The sequence below is a fragment of the Micromonospora sp. 067-2 genome, from assembly GCF_046549295.1.
In the GTDB taxonomy this organism is placed as follows: Bacteria; Actinomycetota; Actinomycetes; order Mycobacteriales; family Micromonosporaceae; genus Micromonospora.
Genome location: NZ_JAJPWB010000010.1, coordinates 94835 through 110236 on the forward strand (window position 1 = coordinate 94835; position 15402 = coordinate 110236).

The 15402-nt window shown below is 70.9% G+C and carries 14 protein-coding genes; 6 read left to right on the forward strand and 8 right to left on the reverse strand.

Features of this window, described 5'->3' with window-relative positions:
* Nucleotides 1-140: 140 nt before the first annotated feature.
* Complete coding sequence (locus ACLJN9_RS23785; RefSeq protein ID WP_410813729.1) at nt 141-2210, reverse strand: phosphocholine-specific phospholipase C; 2070 nt, start codon at nt 2208-2210, stop codon at nt 141-143.
* A gap of 252 nt (nt 2211-2462) precedes the next feature.
* On the opposite strand from ACLJN9_RS23785, the gene ACLJN9_RS23790 reads away from it, so the two are divergent.
* Together ACLJN9_RS23790 and ACLJN9_RS23795 are read left to right on the forward strand one after the other, a co-directional pair.
* Nucleotides 2463-4325: a LamG-like jellyroll fold domain-containing protein gene (locus ACLJN9_RS23790; RefSeq protein WP_410813730.1), complete on the forward strand. Its 1863-nt coding sequence runs from the start codon at nt 2463-2465 to the stop codon at nt 4323-4325.
* Nucleotides 4326-4439: 114 nt separating this feature from the next.
* Nucleotides 4440-5486: an SEC-C domain-containing protein gene (locus ACLJN9_RS23795; RefSeq protein ID WP_410813731.1), complete on the forward strand. Its 1047-nt coding sequence runs from the start codon at nt 4440-4442 to the stop codon at nt 5484-5486.
* 55 nt (nt 5487-5541) lie between these two features.
* Here ACLJN9_RS23795 and ACLJN9_RS23800 read toward each other — a convergent pair whose 3' ends face one another.
* A complete protein-coding gene (locus ACLJN9_RS23800; protein ID WP_410813732.1) occupies nt 5542-6204 on the reverse strand; it encodes an HAD family hydrolase in 663 nt (220 codons plus the stop codon).
* 152 nt (nt 6205-6356) lie between these two features.
* Here ACLJN9_RS23800 and ACLJN9_RS23805 point away from each other — a divergent pair, with 152 nt between their 5' ends.
* On the forward strand, nt 6357-8237 hold the full coding sequence (locus tag ACLJN9_RS23805; protein ID WP_410813733.1) for a Xaa-Pro dipeptidyl-peptidase: 1881 nt from the start codon (nt 6357-6359) through the stop codon (nt 8235-8237).
* Between the two features lie 158 nt (nt 8238-8395).
* On the opposite strand, the gene ACLJN9_RS23810 is transcribed toward ACLJN9_RS23805, so the two are convergent.
* Nucleotides 8396-8851 (reverse strand): hypothetical protein, encoded by a 456-nt coding sequence (locus tag ACLJN9_RS23810; protein WP_410813734.1) that lies wholly within the window; start codon nt 8849-8851, stop codon nt 8396-8398.
* Nucleotides 8852-8930: 79 nt separating this feature from the next.
* Complete coding sequence (locus tag ACLJN9_RS23815) at nt 8931-9536, reverse strand: TetR/AcrR family transcriptional regulator (protein ID WP_410813735.1); 606 nt, start codon at nt 9534-9536, stop codon at nt 8931-8933.
* 144 nt (nt 9537-9680) lie between these two features.
* On the opposite strand from ACLJN9_RS23815, the gene ACLJN9_RS23820 reads away from it, so the two are divergent.
* Nucleotides 9681-10796, forward strand: coding sequence for an aldo/keto reductase (locus tag ACLJN9_RS23820; RefSeq protein WP_410813736.1), 1116 nt, complete (start codon nt 9681-9683; stop codon nt 10794-10796).
* A gap of 62 nt (nt 10797-10858) precedes the next feature.
* Here the strand turns inward: ACLJN9_RS23820 and ACLJN9_RS23825 are convergent, their stop codons facing one another.
* The gene (locus ACLJN9_RS23825) at nt 10859-11806 is read right to left on the reverse strand and encodes an acetyltransferase (protein WP_410813737.1); all 948 of its coding nucleotides are present in this window, start codon (nt 11804-11806) and stop codon (nt 10859-10861) included.
* Between the two features lie 153 nt (nt 11807-11959).
* On the reverse strand, nt 11960-12367 hold the full coding sequence (locus ACLJN9_RS23830; protein ID WP_410813738.1) for a VOC family protein: 408 nt from the start codon (nt 12365-12367) through the stop codon (nt 11960-11962).
* 241 nt (nt 12368-12608) lie between these two features.
* Between ACLJN9_RS23830 and ACLJN9_RS23835 the strand changes: the two genes are divergently transcribed.
* Both ACLJN9_RS23835 and trxA read left to right on the forward strand, forming a co-directional pair.
* Nucleotides 12609-12998 carry a MerR family transcriptional regulator gene (locus ACLJN9_RS23835; RefSeq protein ID WP_410813739.1) on the forward strand — a complete coding sequence of 130 codons (390 nt, stop codon included), beginning with the start codon at nt 12609-12611 and terminating at the stop codon, nt 12996-12998.
* Entirely contained in the window at nt 12971-13315 is a 345-nt protein-coding gene (gene trxA / locus ACLJN9_RS23840; protein ID WP_410813740.1) for a thioredoxin, read from the forward strand. Before ACLJN9_RS23835 ends, trxA begins: the two co-directional genes overlap by 28 nt.
* Nucleotides 13316-13354: 39 nt before the next feature.
* Here the strand turns inward: trxA and ACLJN9_RS23845 are convergent, their stop codons facing one another.
* Nucleotides 13355-13957 carry a LutC/YkgG family protein gene (locus ACLJN9_RS23845; protein ID WP_410813741.1) on the reverse strand — a complete coding sequence of 201 codons (603 nt, stop codon included), beginning with the start codon at nt 13955-13957 and terminating at the stop codon, nt 13355-13357.
* The gene (locus tag ACLJN9_RS23850; RefSeq protein WP_410814000.1) at nt 13954-15387 is read right to left on the reverse strand and encodes a LutB/LldF family L-lactate oxidation iron-sulfur protein; all 1434 of its coding nucleotides are present in this window, start codon (nt 15385-15387) and stop codon (nt 13954-13956) included. The genes ACLJN9_RS23845 and ACLJN9_RS23850 overlap by 4 nt, the downstream gene beginning before the upstream one ends.
* Between the last annotated feature and the right edge of the window lie 15 nt (nt 15388-15402).

Genomic DNA, 15402 nt, shown 5'->3' on the forward strand with positions numbered 1-15402 from the left:
AGCGTGATGACTGTGAGGCATCAAGATGCCGGTGAGTCATCACGCTCGTCGGCGCATTCGCCGCCGACCGGGCAGACCCGCCGCCGCGGCACCGAGCCGCGTCACCCGGGCCAGAACGGCCCGGGTGACGGCGACGTCGGTCAGACGAGCCCGCCGAGGGCCGGGTCGCTGATGCTGTCCCTGCCGTTCTCGGCGTGACCTGCGTAGCGGTACGCGAAGTCGGCGTCACCGGCGACGCGCAGCGTCAGGTCGTACCAGCCGTGGGTGCGGGCGAGCGCCCACGTCGCGCGTTCGGTCTCGCCGGGACGCAGCGACAGCTTGACCGGACGAGCGTTGTACCCGTCCCGGACGGTCACCTCGACCCGCTTCGACCCGCGGTTCGTGAGCGCGAGGGCTACCTTGTAGTCCCGCTCGTCGTATGAGGGTGTGACGTCGAGGTGCGACCGGCCGCCCGTGAACCGGCGGAAGAACCCGTTCGGCCCGTGCACCGACAGGTCGTAGTCGGACTCGACCGCCCAGGTGTCCGTCAGTCGCTTGCCCGGCTCGACGGTGTAGCTGCGCGGGGCGTCCGCGCTGCCGGCCTGGCGCACCTGGAAGACCGCGGCGGCACCGCCGGAGTTGCGGAAGTCGATGCGGAACGAGCCGTCGCTGCGACGACCGTCCGCGTGCAGGGTGTACGGAATCGCCCGCGCCGGGCGTACTCCGCGCTCCTGCTTCGGGATCCGCTGGTCCACCGGCGGGACCGGCACCTCGTCGGGGTGCCGGACCAGGTCCTCGGGCTTCAAGTCGTCGGTGTCCGGCAGGGTGGGGTGCTGCGAGCGGTTGGGGTGCCGGAAGTCGAAGGCCGTGGTCAGGTCACCGACGACGGCTCGCCGCCACGGGGTGATGTTCGACTCGACCAGGTCCTTCCGGCCGTGCCCGAACCGCGCCTCAAGGAATTTGATCAGCGAGGTGTGGTCGAACACCTGTGAGTTGACCCAGCCGCCCCGGGTCCATGGCGAGACGATGATCATCGGTACCCGGATGCCGAGGCCGTACGGCCCGGCCGGGTGGTCGGCGTCGCCCGGGAAGATCTCGTTGGTGGTCGGTACGGTCGACTGCCCGTGGGCGCGCGTCAACGGGGGCGTCGGCGGGACCACGTGGTCGAAGAAGCCGCCCTCCTCGTCGTACGTGATGAAGAGCGCCATCTTGCTCCACACCTCGGGGTTCGAGGCGAGGATGTCGATGACCTGGGAGATGTACCACGAGCCGTAGGCAGGTTCCCAGTTCGGGTGCTCGGTGTACGCCTCGGGCGCGGTGATCCAGGAGACCTCCGGCAGGCGTCCATTCTCGACGTCGGCCCGGAAGTCGGCCAGCAGCGACTCGGGGTCACGGCCCTGGGTCCTGACCTCGGTGCCGGTCTTGGCCCTGTCGGCCAGGGGCGTTCCGGGCTGCGCGTTCTGGTACTGATGGAAGTAGAGCAGCGAGTTGTCGCCGTAGTTGCCGATGTACGGGTCGTTCGTCCAGCCCCAGGAACCGGCGGCGTTGAGGCCGGTGCCGATGTCCTGGTAGATCTTCCAGGAGATGCCGTTGCGCTCCAGCCGCTCCGGGTACGTCGACCAGTCGTAGCCCGCCTCCGCGTTGGTGATGACCGGACCACCCGCCGTGCCGTCGTTGCCGACCCAGCCGCTCCACATGTGGTAGCGGTTGGGGTCCGTCGGCCCCATCAGCGAACAGTGGTAGCTGTCGCAGACCGTGAAGGCGTCGGCGAGCGCGAAGTGGTAGGGCAGGTCCTGGCGGGTGTGGTAGGTCATTGCCGGAACGCCCTTGTTCGGCACCCACTTGTCGAACCGGCCGTCGTTCCAGGCGGCGTGCCCGTCGTTCCAGCCGTGCGGCGGATCCGGCAGGAAGGTCTGGCCGAGATCCTTCACCTCGGGACGGAACGGCAACAGCTCGTCGGCGCCGTCCGGCTGGTGCCACACGTCGTTGCCGGACGGCAGCGTCACCGGGTGTGGGTCCCCGAAGCCGCGGACGCCGCGCAACGTGCCGAAGTAGTGGTCGAAGGAGCGGTTCTCCTGCATCAGGATGATGACGTGCTCGACGTCGTTGATCGAGCCCGTCCGGTTGTTCGCCGGGATGGCGAGCGCCTTGCTGAGGTCCAGCGGAAGCGCCGCGCCGATCGCGGGAACCCCCATCGCCTTGAGGAATGTACGGCGATCCACCGTGCCCATAGCTCCCCCTCCGGGTGGCCTGTTCGAGAAACCGGCGACCGGACGATACCGACGGCGGGTTGACAGCAGGTGGCCGTCGTTGGCTGTTTCCGCAACCTCTCGACGTCCGGCGTCGAGCCCGTGAGCAGCACGTTCGCCATATTTGATCTTTGGCTGGCTGTCGGACGCCGTTCAGACCGACGTCGGGGGATGCTCACTGCCTGCCGGAACAGTGTTCGTCGTTCAACCCGTCATCACCTGTGGGGAGACCAGATGGCCGACATCGGCGACCAACGAAACGTGGAGCGGCGGAGCCTCCTGCAGGCGATGGTGGCGGCACCCGCAGCCGGCGCCGCCGTGGCGATGCTCGGCGGCCCCGCAACCCCGGCGGCCGCGGCCGCGGGCTCGTTCGACGCGCAGAGCCCGCGCTTCGCGCTCGCGGTGCTGCCGGACACGCAGTATCTCTTCGACGAGGACAGCTCCGACCCGGAGCCGTTGAAGGCGACCTTTCGCTACCTCAACCGGGAGCGCAAGGACGCGAACATCGTGTTCATGACCCACCTCGGTGACGTGACCGAGCACGGCAGTGAACACGAGATCGCGCTCGCCGGCGAGACGTTCCGCACCCTCGACGGCAAACTGCCATACAGCGTCCTGGCCGGTAACCACGACATCCGTGGCGGTGACGACCAGCGCGGCGACAGCGTCTACCTGCGCGCCTTCGGGCCGCAGCGGTTCGCCAAGATGCCGACCTTCGGTGGCGCCTCGCCGGACGGCTACAACAGCTACCACGTGCTGCGTGCCGGTGGACGCGACTGGTTGGTGCTCGCACTGGACTGGCGGATCTCGGACAAGGGCCTGACCTGGGCACAGAGCGTGATCAACGAGCACCGTACCCTGCCGGTCATCCTCACCACCCACGACCTCGCCTGGGCCGACGACGCTGGCGCGGCGCAACTCTCGGACAACGGCCAGCGGCTCTGGGACCGGCTGATCCGGGACAACGATCAGATCTTCCTCACCCTCAACGGCCACTACTGGCCGCCGGGCCGCACCACGCTCAAGAACGCCGCCGGCAACGACGTGCAGGTGCACATCACCAACTACCAGGACCGTTACTACGGTGGCGCGGCGATGATCCGCCTCTACCACGTCGACCTGGCGCGCAACGTCATCGACGTCGAGACCTTCTCGCCCTGGTTCCTCGCCCGGGACCCGGAGAAGCGCACGCCCCTGGAGGCCGAGACGATCGAGCTGACCGGGCCGGTCGACCGGTTCAGCATGGAGATCGACTTCGCCGAGCGGTTCCACGGGTTCGCTCCGGTGACGCCGCCCGCGCCCCGTCCTCCGGTCGCGGTGCTGCCGCGCGGCACGGTCGGATACTGGCGGTTCGACTCGTACGGGCTCTCGTCGGGTGCGGCCGGCAAGCCGGTGGCGGACGGGACGGTCGTACGGGACCTCAGCGGAAACGGCAACGATTTGAGGGTGCAGCGGATCGGGGCGGGCACGCCCGAGGCGCTGACCTACTCGGCCGAGCACCACCCCGGGCAGCCGGCACACGCCAGCCTCCGCTTCGACGGCGGCAAGGGTCCGGATCGCGGCGCCATCCTGCGGGCCGGCGCCAACGCGCCGATCAACAGCATGAAGTTCATCAGCGGATACACCATTGAGGCGTTCATCAAACTGCCCGATCCGTTCGACGGAGACCACGCCTGGATGGGGATCCTGAGTTGGGAGGGGCGCAGCGGCGACGCCGGAAAGACGACCGGCTGGTCTCCTCTGGAGTCCACCTGCAGCCTCAACGTCTCCTCCGAACGTTTCCTCCAGTACGTCGTGTACGCCGACAAGCAGGACGCCGACCCGACCTCGTGGAGTCACGCCCTGCCGACCGGCCGGTGGGCACACATCGCCGTGGTGAACGACGGCCGGAAGACCGTCGTCTACATCGACGGCTCGAAGATCGCCCGTAATCCCACCCAGCCGTCGACCGGCATCGCCACCCTCGGCCTCCCGTTCGTGATCGGCGCGACCTCGTTCGACCTCAAGTACGGCCAGGGCTTCTACGGCTGGATCGGGGACGTCCGGGTCACCGCGAAGGCGCTACGCCCGAAGGACTTCCTGACGCCGTACGCCTGACGGCCCGACGGCGGCTACCGCGTTGCGGTAGCCGCCGTCATTTCCCGCGACGTGAGATCGGCGTTACACGGGAACTGCCGGCACACCGGGAGCACCCCGACGTACCGTGAGATCGTGCCGACGAAGGACGTACTCACCAGCGCAGACATCGCCGAACTCCGCCGCTCGGCACTCGGGATGGCCGATCCGCTCGGTGTCGCGGCCGAGTTGGCCGACGCGGTGGAGCAGAACCGGTTGGCGGACCCGGACGACGCCGGCGGTGCGCTGACCCTGGCCGCCGAGATCGCCGAGATCAGGGGGAAGCCAGACGCCGCCCTCCGGTACGCGGAACGGGCCCTGGCGGCGTACCCGTCCGGGGAGGACCCCCTGGCCGGGTTCGCCCGAGCGCTGCGGGCCCGGGCCCTGTTCCAGGCCGGCGGCCGGGAGGACGACGCGCTGGCCGAGCTGACGGCGCTACGCCCGTTCCTGCTCGTGCAGCCCGACGCGCCCGCCTACGTGAGCGCGGCGCTCGACGCCGCTGGTCGCTCGTCGGTCGCCGAGACATGGCTGAGTGAGGCGGTCGACACCCTGCTCGGCGGGCGCGCCACCGCCGCCGGAGCGTCGACTCAGGCCATCACCGCCGTGCCGGCGGTGGAGGTCGGCCCTGCGGAATCACCCGGGGTCCTGTTCTTCCTGCTGCAACAGCGCCACCGGGTACGCCGGAATCTCAACCTGCCGCACGACCGACACGACGATCTGGCGGATCGGCTGGAAACGCAACTCGTCCGCCGAGCCGGGGATCGCAACGGCGGTGAGCCGGACCTGCTCTTCTGGCCCCGAGCCGAGTTCGACCGCCTGCTCGCTGCGCACGCGGAGCTGACCGGGACGTACGGGCCGGACTGGGATGCGCACCGGGCCCGGCTGGAGAAGGAACTGGTCCGACTGGCCGCCACCGGCCAGGTGGGACTGGGTGTGCTCAGCGCGACGGTGGCCGGGTTGGACGGGTTCGCCGGCCGACGCGACGGTGATCCGTCCGACCGGGAGACCCGGGCCGGCTACGCGCGTGAGCTGGCGGCTCGGCCTGCCGCGCGGATTGCCTGGCCGCCCGAGCGCAACGACGCCTGCTGGTGCGGCTCGGGCCTCAAGTACAAGAAGGACTGCCTGCCGCGCTCCCGCAGCTGACGGCGCCGGCCGCCCGGGTGCCGTCCTGCCCCGGCGCGGTCGCCGGCCGGCTGAACTAAGGGATGATCCCGGCGAGGCCGGACAGATCGGCGATCTCGTACGTGAACGGCGCGTCCGCCGGCGGGGCCTGCTTCCGGCGGTTGACCCACGCCGTGCGGATGCCCGCCGCGTGTGCCCCGCCCACATCGGCGGTGAGCGAGTCGCCGATGTGTAGGACCTCGTGCGCCGTCAGCCCCAGCGTGGCGAGCGCTCGGTCGAACATGGCCCGGTCCGGTTTGTACGCGCCGACCATCTCACTGGTCACCACGGCGTGAAAGGCCAGACCGTGATGAGCCAACGCCGCCTCCAGATCGGCGTTGTCCACATCGGACACCAGACAGATCGGCACGGTCACACCGGCTAGGAAGTCGCGGGTGCCCGGGCGCAGCGGCGGTGATCGCCAGTAGGTGAGCTGCGCCGCGCACAGGGCGGCCGCGTCGCCGGCACAGCCGACCTCGGCCATCACCGACGTCAGGCTCGACATCGCGCTGTCCCGCAACGATCGGAACCGCGGCCCGGACGCGACCGCCTCGAACTCCCGCGCCCACGCTGCCAGGACGGCGTGCCCGGATACGGGCACCGATGCTCGGGCGGCCACCTGCTCGGCGATGTCGGCCATCACGGCGTCGTCGTCCTCGACGACGGTGCCGTAGAAGTCGAGCAGCAGTCCCTTCAGCACGGTCGCAGCCTAGACCCTGCCGATGCAGCCGCTGTCGCTGCCGACCGAGGGATCGACGGGAGTGCCTGTACCGACCTAGCATGGCGACGAATGGATCTTTGGATCCGACCCCCGGCCGCCCCGGCGGCCGGCCCGACCGAAGGGAGACGCGCGTGCGTCGAACCCCCTTGGCACTACTCGGCGTCGGCGTGTCCGGCGCACTGCTGCTGAGCGCAGCCCCGGTGGCAGCGGCCGCCCCACCTGCGGCGACATCACCGACCGGCATCGTGGTCAGCGATGGCATGACCCAACCGGTGTTCTCGCTCGCCGACGCGATCGAGGAGCGGGTGTTCGTCCAGACGCCGTTGGACACCGACCATGACGGTCGCCGCGACCGGGTGGCGATCGACATCTCCCGGCCCCGGGAGACAGCCACCCAGGGCTTCAAGGTGCCGGTCATCTTCGAGCACAGTCCGTACCGCAAGGGCACCTGGGGCGACGTGCCGTACCCGAGCGTGCTGGTCGACGACCTGCCGCAGAACGGCGCGACGAACCGCTCCGGCCTGCGGACGCCCGACGGGCAAGCCCAGCGGGCGACGGCGAAGGCCAACCTGCCCGGCTCGCTGGACGACTACTACGTGCCGCGGGGGTACGCGGTGGTGCTCGGTCAGAGCGTGGGCACCGGCGACTCGGACGGCTGCCCGACCAGCGGCGACCAGGCCGAGACGCTCGGCACCAAGGCCGTGATCGACTGGCTCAACGGACGGGCCAAGGCGTACGACGTCAACGGCGCCCCGATCACCGCCGGCTGGACCACCGGCGCGGTCGGCATGACCGGCGTCTCCTACAACGGCACGCTGCCCAACCAGGTGGCCACCACCGGGGTCAGGGGACTCAAGACCATCGTGCCGGTCTCCGCGATCAGCAGCTGGTACGACTACTACCGGGCCAACGGCCTGGTCGTCGCTCCCGGAACGTTCCAGGGCGAGGACCTCGACATCCTGGCCCGGTTCACCGCCGGGCAGGCGCGGGCCGAGGGTCGCTGCGCCGACGAGATCGCCGAGATCACCGAGAAGCAGGACCGGGTCACCGGCGACTACTCGAACTTCTGGCGGGATCGCGACTATCTCGACGCCCGGAACGTACGAGCGAGCGTCTTCGTGGTGCACGGCCTCAACGACTGGAACGTGAAGACCGAGCACTTCGCCGGCTGGTGGGATGAGCTGGCCAGGCGCGACGTACCACGCAAGATCTGGCTGCACCAGGGCGGGCACGGCGGGCCGGGCAGCAGCGCGTCGGTGACCCTGCCGGACGGCCGGACGTGGACGTACAAGCAGACCGAGAACCGCTGGTTCGACTTCTGGCTGTGGAACGTCCAGAACGGAATCATGGACGAGCCGACGGCCGTGCTACAGCGGGAGGACCGGGCCTACACCACCTACGCCAACTGGCCCGACCCGGCCGCCCGTACGGTCGGGCTGACGTTCGCCGCCACCGACGCCACCGCCCCGGGCGCGCTCACCTCGGGTAGGTCGCCGAAGGCCAGGGTCGAGCAGAGCTTCGTCGACGAGGGACGGACCATCCACCCGGACGCTCTGGTGGCCAATCCGGACACGGCGAGTGAGAACCGACTCGCCTACCGCTCCCCCGCCCTGACACAGAACGTCCGTATCTCCGGGCGTCCCGAGATGCGGCTGCGGATGGCGATCGACAACAAGCCCGACGCGAACCTCACCGCGTACCTGGTCGACTACGGTCCGGACGGCTCGACCGCCGCGCCGACGGTGGTCACGCGGGGCTGGATGGACCCGCAGAACCGCAAGGGCCCGGCCCGCACCGAGCCGGTGAAACAGGGCAAGCTGTACGACTACCGGTGGACCCTGGAGCCGAAGGACTACATCTTCCCGGCGGGCCACCGGATCGGGGTGGTCGTCTTCTCCAGCGACCAGGAATACACCCTGCTGCCGCTGGGCGGCACCGAGCTGCGGGTCGCGCCGAACGGCAGCGAACTGCGTCTGCCGGTCGTCGGGGGTCGGGCCGTACTCGGGTTCTGATGTCACGGTCCCGAACGGGTGGGGTAGTCCGATGTTCGCGGGCTGCCCCACCTGGCCATGTCGGTCCGGAGTGCCGGACGCGGCCCCTCGTGCGGCGTTTGGCGGCCGGAGGCACGGGAAGACCCCGCCGATAGGGCCAAGGCGACCCGCCACGTCCGTCATCCGGCAGCGCTGACGATGCCGGCGACCACCCGAGGAGGAGCGAGGATGAGCCCACGCAGGACGTTCGCCCCGGCGCGTAGGTCACCCGGACCGGCGAAGGGCACCGAGGCGAAGACGATTCCGCCGAGCCGGAAGGTGGCGGCCAAGAAGGTCGCGACCGCCACGAAGCGGGCCTCCGGCGCGAGCACGGCCAAGACGACCGGCGGAAAGCCCACGCCGACCACGTCGCGCGTGGCCCGGAAGACGGAGACCTCCGCCACCACGGCCACGCCCACCCGCAGGCCGACGGCGAAGGCGGCCGCCGCCAAGAACGCGCCGCCGAAGAAGGCGCCCGCGACGAGGGCCGCGGCGAAGAAGGCACCCGCGCGCAAGGCCGCGCCGGCCCGGGCCCGCACCACGACCGCCACCAGGGCGCCGGCCAAGAAGGCGACCACCATGGAGTCGTTCGGCAATCGGCGTACGCCCCGAAAGACCTGACACCGACCGGCCGCCCCGGCGCCATGGCACCCGGACGAGCACCTCCTGACACGGTCAGACGGCGTGGGCGCCCGCCCGGAGGGAGTCGATGGTCAGGTCGAGGGCCGCCTCGAGATTGTCGATCCGTCCGGTCGACAGCAGCAGCAGCACGCCGCCCTGGATGCCGGCCAGCAGGGCGGCGGCGGCGCGGTCTGCGTCCACCTCGGGGGCGATGTCGCCGGTCGACTGCATCTGCCGGATGCCCTCGGCGATCGCGCCCTGCCAGCGCGACATGAGGCCGGTCACCACCGCCTGCGCGCCCGGCGCACGCCGACCGGTCTGACCGAGCAGACTGCTGAGCGGGCACTGCACGCCCTGCGCGAGGTAGCGCTCGATCAGCCGATCACGCCACGCCAGCCAGGCCGGCCAGGACGTGAGGTTGCTGAGCATGGGCTCCTGGTCGGTGAGCACCTGGTCGGCCTCGTGCTCGGCCACCGCGAGCAGCAACTCGTCCTTGCCCTGCGGGAAGTAGTGGAAGAGCTGGCCCTTGCTGGTGCCGGTGCGGGCCATCACGTCCTCGAGGCGTACCTCGTCGACACCCCGCTCACGGATCTCGGTGGCCGCCCCGGCGACGATCCTGGCCCTGGTCGCCTCGCCCTTGCGGGTCAACGAGCGTGTCATGGGACCTCCGTCACCCGCCGTGCGTCTGGACCTGCCAGCCCAACCCTAGCTCGTCCTTTGGACTTGCAGGTCCATTTTTGCCGAGCAAAGGTCTGATCCACGCGGCCCGCTCCGGGCCCGACGAGGAAAGAGGAAGGACGCACGGTGAACGACTACTACCTGCTCGGGCGGTCCGGCCTGCGGGTGAGCCGGCTGGCCCTGGGCACGATGAACTTCGGCGTCGACGGGTTCCACGCCGCGTACGGCAAGACCGAGGAAGAGGCGGAGCCGATCTTCCGGCGGTACGTGGAGGCGGGCGGGAACCTCATCGACACGGCGGACTTCTACACCGCCGGCGAGAGCGAGCGGATCCTCGGCCGCCTCATCGACCGGGCCGGTGTCCGGGATCGGCTCGTGCTCACCAGCAAGTTCACCAACACCATCGACCCGAGCGACCCGAACGCCAGCGGCAACGGTCGCAAGCACATCATCCGGGCTCTGGACGCTTCGCTGCGCCGGCTCGGCACCGACTACATCGACCTGTACCTGCTGCACACCTGGGACCGGATCACCCCGGTCGAGGAGGTCGTGCAGACCTTCGACGACCTGGTACGCGTCGGCAAGATCCGGTACGCCGGGCTCTCCGACGTGCCGGCCTGGTACGCGGCCCGGGCGCAGAGCTACGCCGAGGCCCACGCCCTGGCGCCGATGGTCACGTTGCAGCTTCCGTACTCCCTGGTCTTTCGCGACATCGAGGCGGAGTTCGTACCGATGGGCCAGTCCCTGGGGATGGGCCTGACCGCGTGGAGCCCGGTCAGCGGCGGGCTCCTCACCGGCAAGTACCGACGGACCGGGGACGGCATGAGCGGTGCCGGCCGGCTGACCAATCCGGACGCCCCGGGGCGGGAGATCAACCCGCGGGACTGGCAGGTGATCGAGGCGCTCGAGAGTGTGGCCGCCGACCTGGGGCGCAGCATGGCCCAGGTGGCCATCAACTGGGTGGCCACCCAACCCGCCGTCGCATCGGTGATCGTCGGAGCGAGCAGCCCCGAGCAGTTGGACAGCAACCTCGCCGCGCTCGACTTCGAGATCCCGGCGGACGCCCGTCGCCGGCTCGAGCAGGCCAGCGCGCCGCACGTCGGAATGCCCCACGTGATGTTCACCCCGCAGTACCAGTCCTGGGTGGTGAGCCCCGGCCTGGGCATCGGCGACAAGCCGGCCGGTTACGCTCCGCCGGTGTTCAACGGCGCCGTTCCGCCCAGCGAGGTCGTCAGCGGCTGACCGGTCGTGCCCGCGGCCACGTACCCGTTTCCACCGGGTCGTGGCCGCGGGCATCCGCTCGATCAGACCTGGCGATCCGCGACGGCGACCGGACCGGGCGCGCCGACCGGGTCGGACGGCGCGGCGGCCACCGGGCCGAAGATGACCCGGCAGCGCAACTGCCGGAAACCCGTCCGTTCCAGCTCCGCCACCACCGCCACCCGGTGGGCGTCGACGTCGGCGATCACCTCCCGGGCACCCCCGGCGGCCAGCATCCGGACCGCCTCGGCCACCAGTTCGGGACGAACGGCCTCGTCGAGCACGCCGAGGTAGGCCAGGAGCGGATAGCAGGCGTCCCCGGCCGTTCCGACCAGACCGACCGGTTCGCCGTCGTCCACCGCGATCCGCCAGTCGTCGGCCGGACCGCCCAACCACGCCAGTGGATCGGTGGCCAGGTCGACGCCCGCGACCGCCAGCGCCGTCTCCGCGCCGGTCAGCACGTCCGGCTCGGCGATCCGGGCGACCAGGGCGTTGATCTCCGCCAGGTCGGCGGCCGGGCGCAGGCCGTACCGGCCGGGGGTGGCCGGCAGCGGCGTGCCCGTCCAGGAGCATCTGACCCGCTCCCCGCGCTCGACCAGCCCGGCGAGCCGGGCCGCCGCCATCGGCGCCCGCATGACGGCCAGCACCTCCGGCCGGCGCCGCCAGTGCGCCGGCATGGCCGCGTGGTAGAGACCAGGACCGCCGAACGCTTCGTGGGCGGCGCGCAGCAGCGCGGCACCCACCTCCGGCTCGGCGTCCAGGTCGAACCGCTCCAGCCAGGGCGCACCGACGGCGCCCGGCGGGAGAGCCCAGGCCGCCCGACCGACCACACGGCCTGCGCGGAGGGCGACCCAGGTGTTCTCGGGACGGTAACCGCCGCCGGCGATCCCGTCGGCGTAACCGATCTGGCGCAGTTGCGGCAGCGGATCGGGCAGGGAGTCGAACAGGTTTTCCTCGCCCGCGACGAGCGGACGGATGACCAGGTCAGTCATGGATTGATCCTCCGGAAAGCGAACGCCCCGGATCAGATCCGCGCAAACGCCGGAGCGCGGAGGGGGCGCAGAACATCGGACATTGTTCTGACCTCCTCTCGGCTCGACGGCGTACGGGGAAATCTACTCGATGCGCTCACCGGCCACAACGGCTCAGGCCCGGCTTGAGATCTGCTGCACCGCCCAGGCGTTGCCGTCCGGGTCCGAGAAGAAGACGAACCCGACGTTGTCCAGCGGATCCGGCACCGGCCGGGGATTGACCCCCACCACCTGGATCTCGCTGACCTCGACGCCCCGATCCACCAGCTCCGCCCGCGCCTTCCGCAGGTCGGGCACCACCAGCTGCAGCCCCTTGAGCGAGCCTGGCGGCATGTCCGGCACCGCCCCACGGCCGATCACGACGGAGCAGCCGGAGCCCGGCGGGGTCAACTGCACCAGCCGTGCGTCGTCGCTGATCACGGTGTCGTGGTCCACGACGAAGCCGAGCCGGTCGGCATAGAACTCCTTGGCGCGGTCCACGTCGGAGACCGGCACGATCACCACTTCCAGCGTCCAGTTCATCCGGGCACTCCTCGTCTCGTGGCTCGGGAGGTCAGGCACGGCAGGACCCGGGACGGCGCGCCGTGCACGCGTGCCCGCCGACGCTACCGTTTCCGCCGCCGTGTCACCGCCGGACAGACGGCGCGTCGGCCGTCCGGAACCACGGCGGCCGGGTGCGGCGGGTCGTGACGACGCGGACGCCTTGCCTTCACGCCGGCGACAAGGTTTAGCGTGGTCGCGACGGGCTGATGGAGGGGGTCGGATGCTGATCGGCGAGTTGGCTGAGCGAGCCGGCACGAGTACGCGCGCCCTGCGCTACTACGAGGAGCACGGGTTGGTACGCGCCCAGCGCTCCGCCAACGGCTACCGGATCTACGACGATGCGGAGCTTCGGGTCGTCCGTGAGATCCGGGCTCTGCTCGACGTCGGCTTCGGCCTCGACGACGTCCGCCCGTTCGTCGCCTGTCTGCGGGCCGGCAACGCGTCCGGCGACGTCTGCCCGGATTCGGTGCTGGTGCTGCGACGCAAGCTCGTCGAGGTCGACGCCGTGATCGACCGGCTCGGCGCGGTACGCCAGCAGCTACACACTCAGCTCAGTCACGCCATCGCACACCGGGAGGAAACATGCCCCAAACGGAGACCGGTTCGCTAGTCACCGTCACCGACGACACGTTCGACGATCTGGTGCTGGCCAGCGACCGGCCCGTCGTGGTCGACTTCTGGGCCGAGTGGTGCCCGCCCTGCAAGGCCATCGAGAAGAGCCTCGCCGAGCTGGCCCGGGAGTTCGGCGACCAGATGGTCGTGGCCAAGCTCAACTCCGACGACAACCCGACGGTCACCCGTCGCTACGCCGTCATGTCCCTGCCGACGCTCCTGGTGTTCCGCCGGGGCGAGGTCGTCGGGTCGACCGTGGGGTCCAGGCCCAAGGGCTACCTGCGGCAGACGTTCACCGCGCAGGCCGGGCTGTAACGCCGCACGCACCCGTACCGGCCGCTGGCCGGCGCGGGGTCAGCCGGGCACGAGCACCACGTGCAGGTGCCGGGGGCCGTGCACGCCCTCGACGCGGTTGAGCTCGATGTCGCTGGTGGCGGACGGCCCGCTGATCCAGGTGAGCGGCCGGTGCGGGTCGAGGCGCGTGAGGGCGTCCGGAACCCCCGCGACCACCTGATCGGTGCGCAGCACGCAGATGTGCACGTCGGGCAGAAGCGTGAGAACCCGCCGCCCCTGGTCGGCGGAGGCGTCGAGGATGACCGTTCCGGTCTCGGCTACGGCGACCGCCGCAGCGGTGAGCACCCCGTCGGCCGCGGCGATCCGGTCCCTCGGCAGGTTGTCGTCGGTCAGCACGTCGACGGTGTCCGGCAGCCAGTGCCGGGGCAGCCCGGGCGGCACCACGACGCGTCCACCACCGAGGATCGCGTCGACGACCTGCGCCACCTCACCGTCGGTGCACCGGTGCACGGTGGCCCGGTAGTCGCTGAGCCGGTGCACCAGCACGTCGAGGTCCACGGCGCCGCCGGCGGGCCGGTAGTCGCGCGGCACCGTACCGGGGGCGGACGGCGTGGCGCCCAGAGCCGCCCGGACACGGCCGAGGATCAACTCACGGGAGGTCATCGTTGCGCCCACCATTCACGGAATGTCTGCGGCGGCGGCTGCGGCAGGTCGCGGCCGACGGTCCAGCCGGACAACGGCGGCGGCAGACCGCGTCCGCGCCGGCCGGCGAGGCGGCTGGCCCGCGAGGCGCGCTGCGCGGCCTCGTACAGGGGCCGATGGTCCATGGTGTACGCGGCTGCCGCCATGCCGACCGCCTCGGCGCTCGGCAGGCGATGCTCGTCGCGGTACGCCGTCACGTGTTCGGCGCGGAGGTGCACGAGGATCGACGGGATGTCGATCTTCACGGGGCAGGCGTCGAAGCACGCGCCGCAGAGCGAGGAGGCGTACGGCAGGGAGGCGTTGTCCTCCACGCCGGTCAGCTGCGGGGACAGCACGGCGCCGATGGGCCCGGGGTAGACCGAGCCGTAGGCGTGCCCACCGGTGCGCTCGTAGACGGGACAGACGTTGAGACAGGCCGAGCAGCGGATGCAGTGCAGCGCCTGACGGCCGACCTCGTCGGCGAGAACCGCGCTGCGGCCGTTGTCCACCAGCACGAGGTGGAAGTCCTGTGGTCCGTCGCCGCGCGTCACACCGGTCCACATCGAGGTGTACGGGTTCATCCGCTCACCGGTGGAGGCCCGGGGCAGCAGTTGCAGGAACACCTCGAGGTCGGCCCAGGTGGGGATGACCTTCTCGATGCCCATGACCGTGATCAGGGTGTCCGGCAGGGTGAGGCACATCCGACCGTTGCCCTCGGACTCGACCACCGCGAGGGTGCCGGTCTCGGCCACCGCGAAGTTCGCCCCGGAGACCGCGACCCGGGTGCTGAGGAACGTTCGCCGTAGGTGGCGGCGGGCCGCGGCCGCCAGGATCGCGGGTTCGTCGGTCAGCGCCGGGTCGACACCGGGCATCTCGCGCAGGAAGATCTCGCGGATCTCCGCCCGGTTACGGTGGATCGCGGGTACCAGGATGTGGCTGGGCTTGTCCCGCCCGAGCTGGACGATCAGCTCGGCGAGGTCGGTCTCCACCGGCTCGATGCCAGCCGCCTCCAGCGCCTCGTTCAGGCCGATCTCCTGGGTGGCCATCGACTTGACCTTCATGACCCGGTCGCTGCCGGTGGCCCTGACCAGGTCGGTGACGATCCGGTTGGCCTCGACGGCGTCGGCGGCCCAGTGCACGGTGCCGCCCGCGGCGGTGACCGCCCTCTCCAGCTGGTCGAGCAGCTCGGGCAGGCGGGCCATCGTGTCGGCCTTGATGGCCCGCCCGGCCTCGCGCAGTTCCTGCCAGTCGGGGACCTCATCGATGACCGCCGCCGACTTGGCGCGGATCGTCGCGGTGGCGTGGCCCAGGTTGCGGCGCAGCTGGGCGTCGGCGAGGCCGCGACGTGCCGCCACCGGAAAGGGCTCGTCACCGCGGAGGTTTCCGACACCACGCGGCGCCGTGGCGGGCATGCCGAGGAAGGTCCG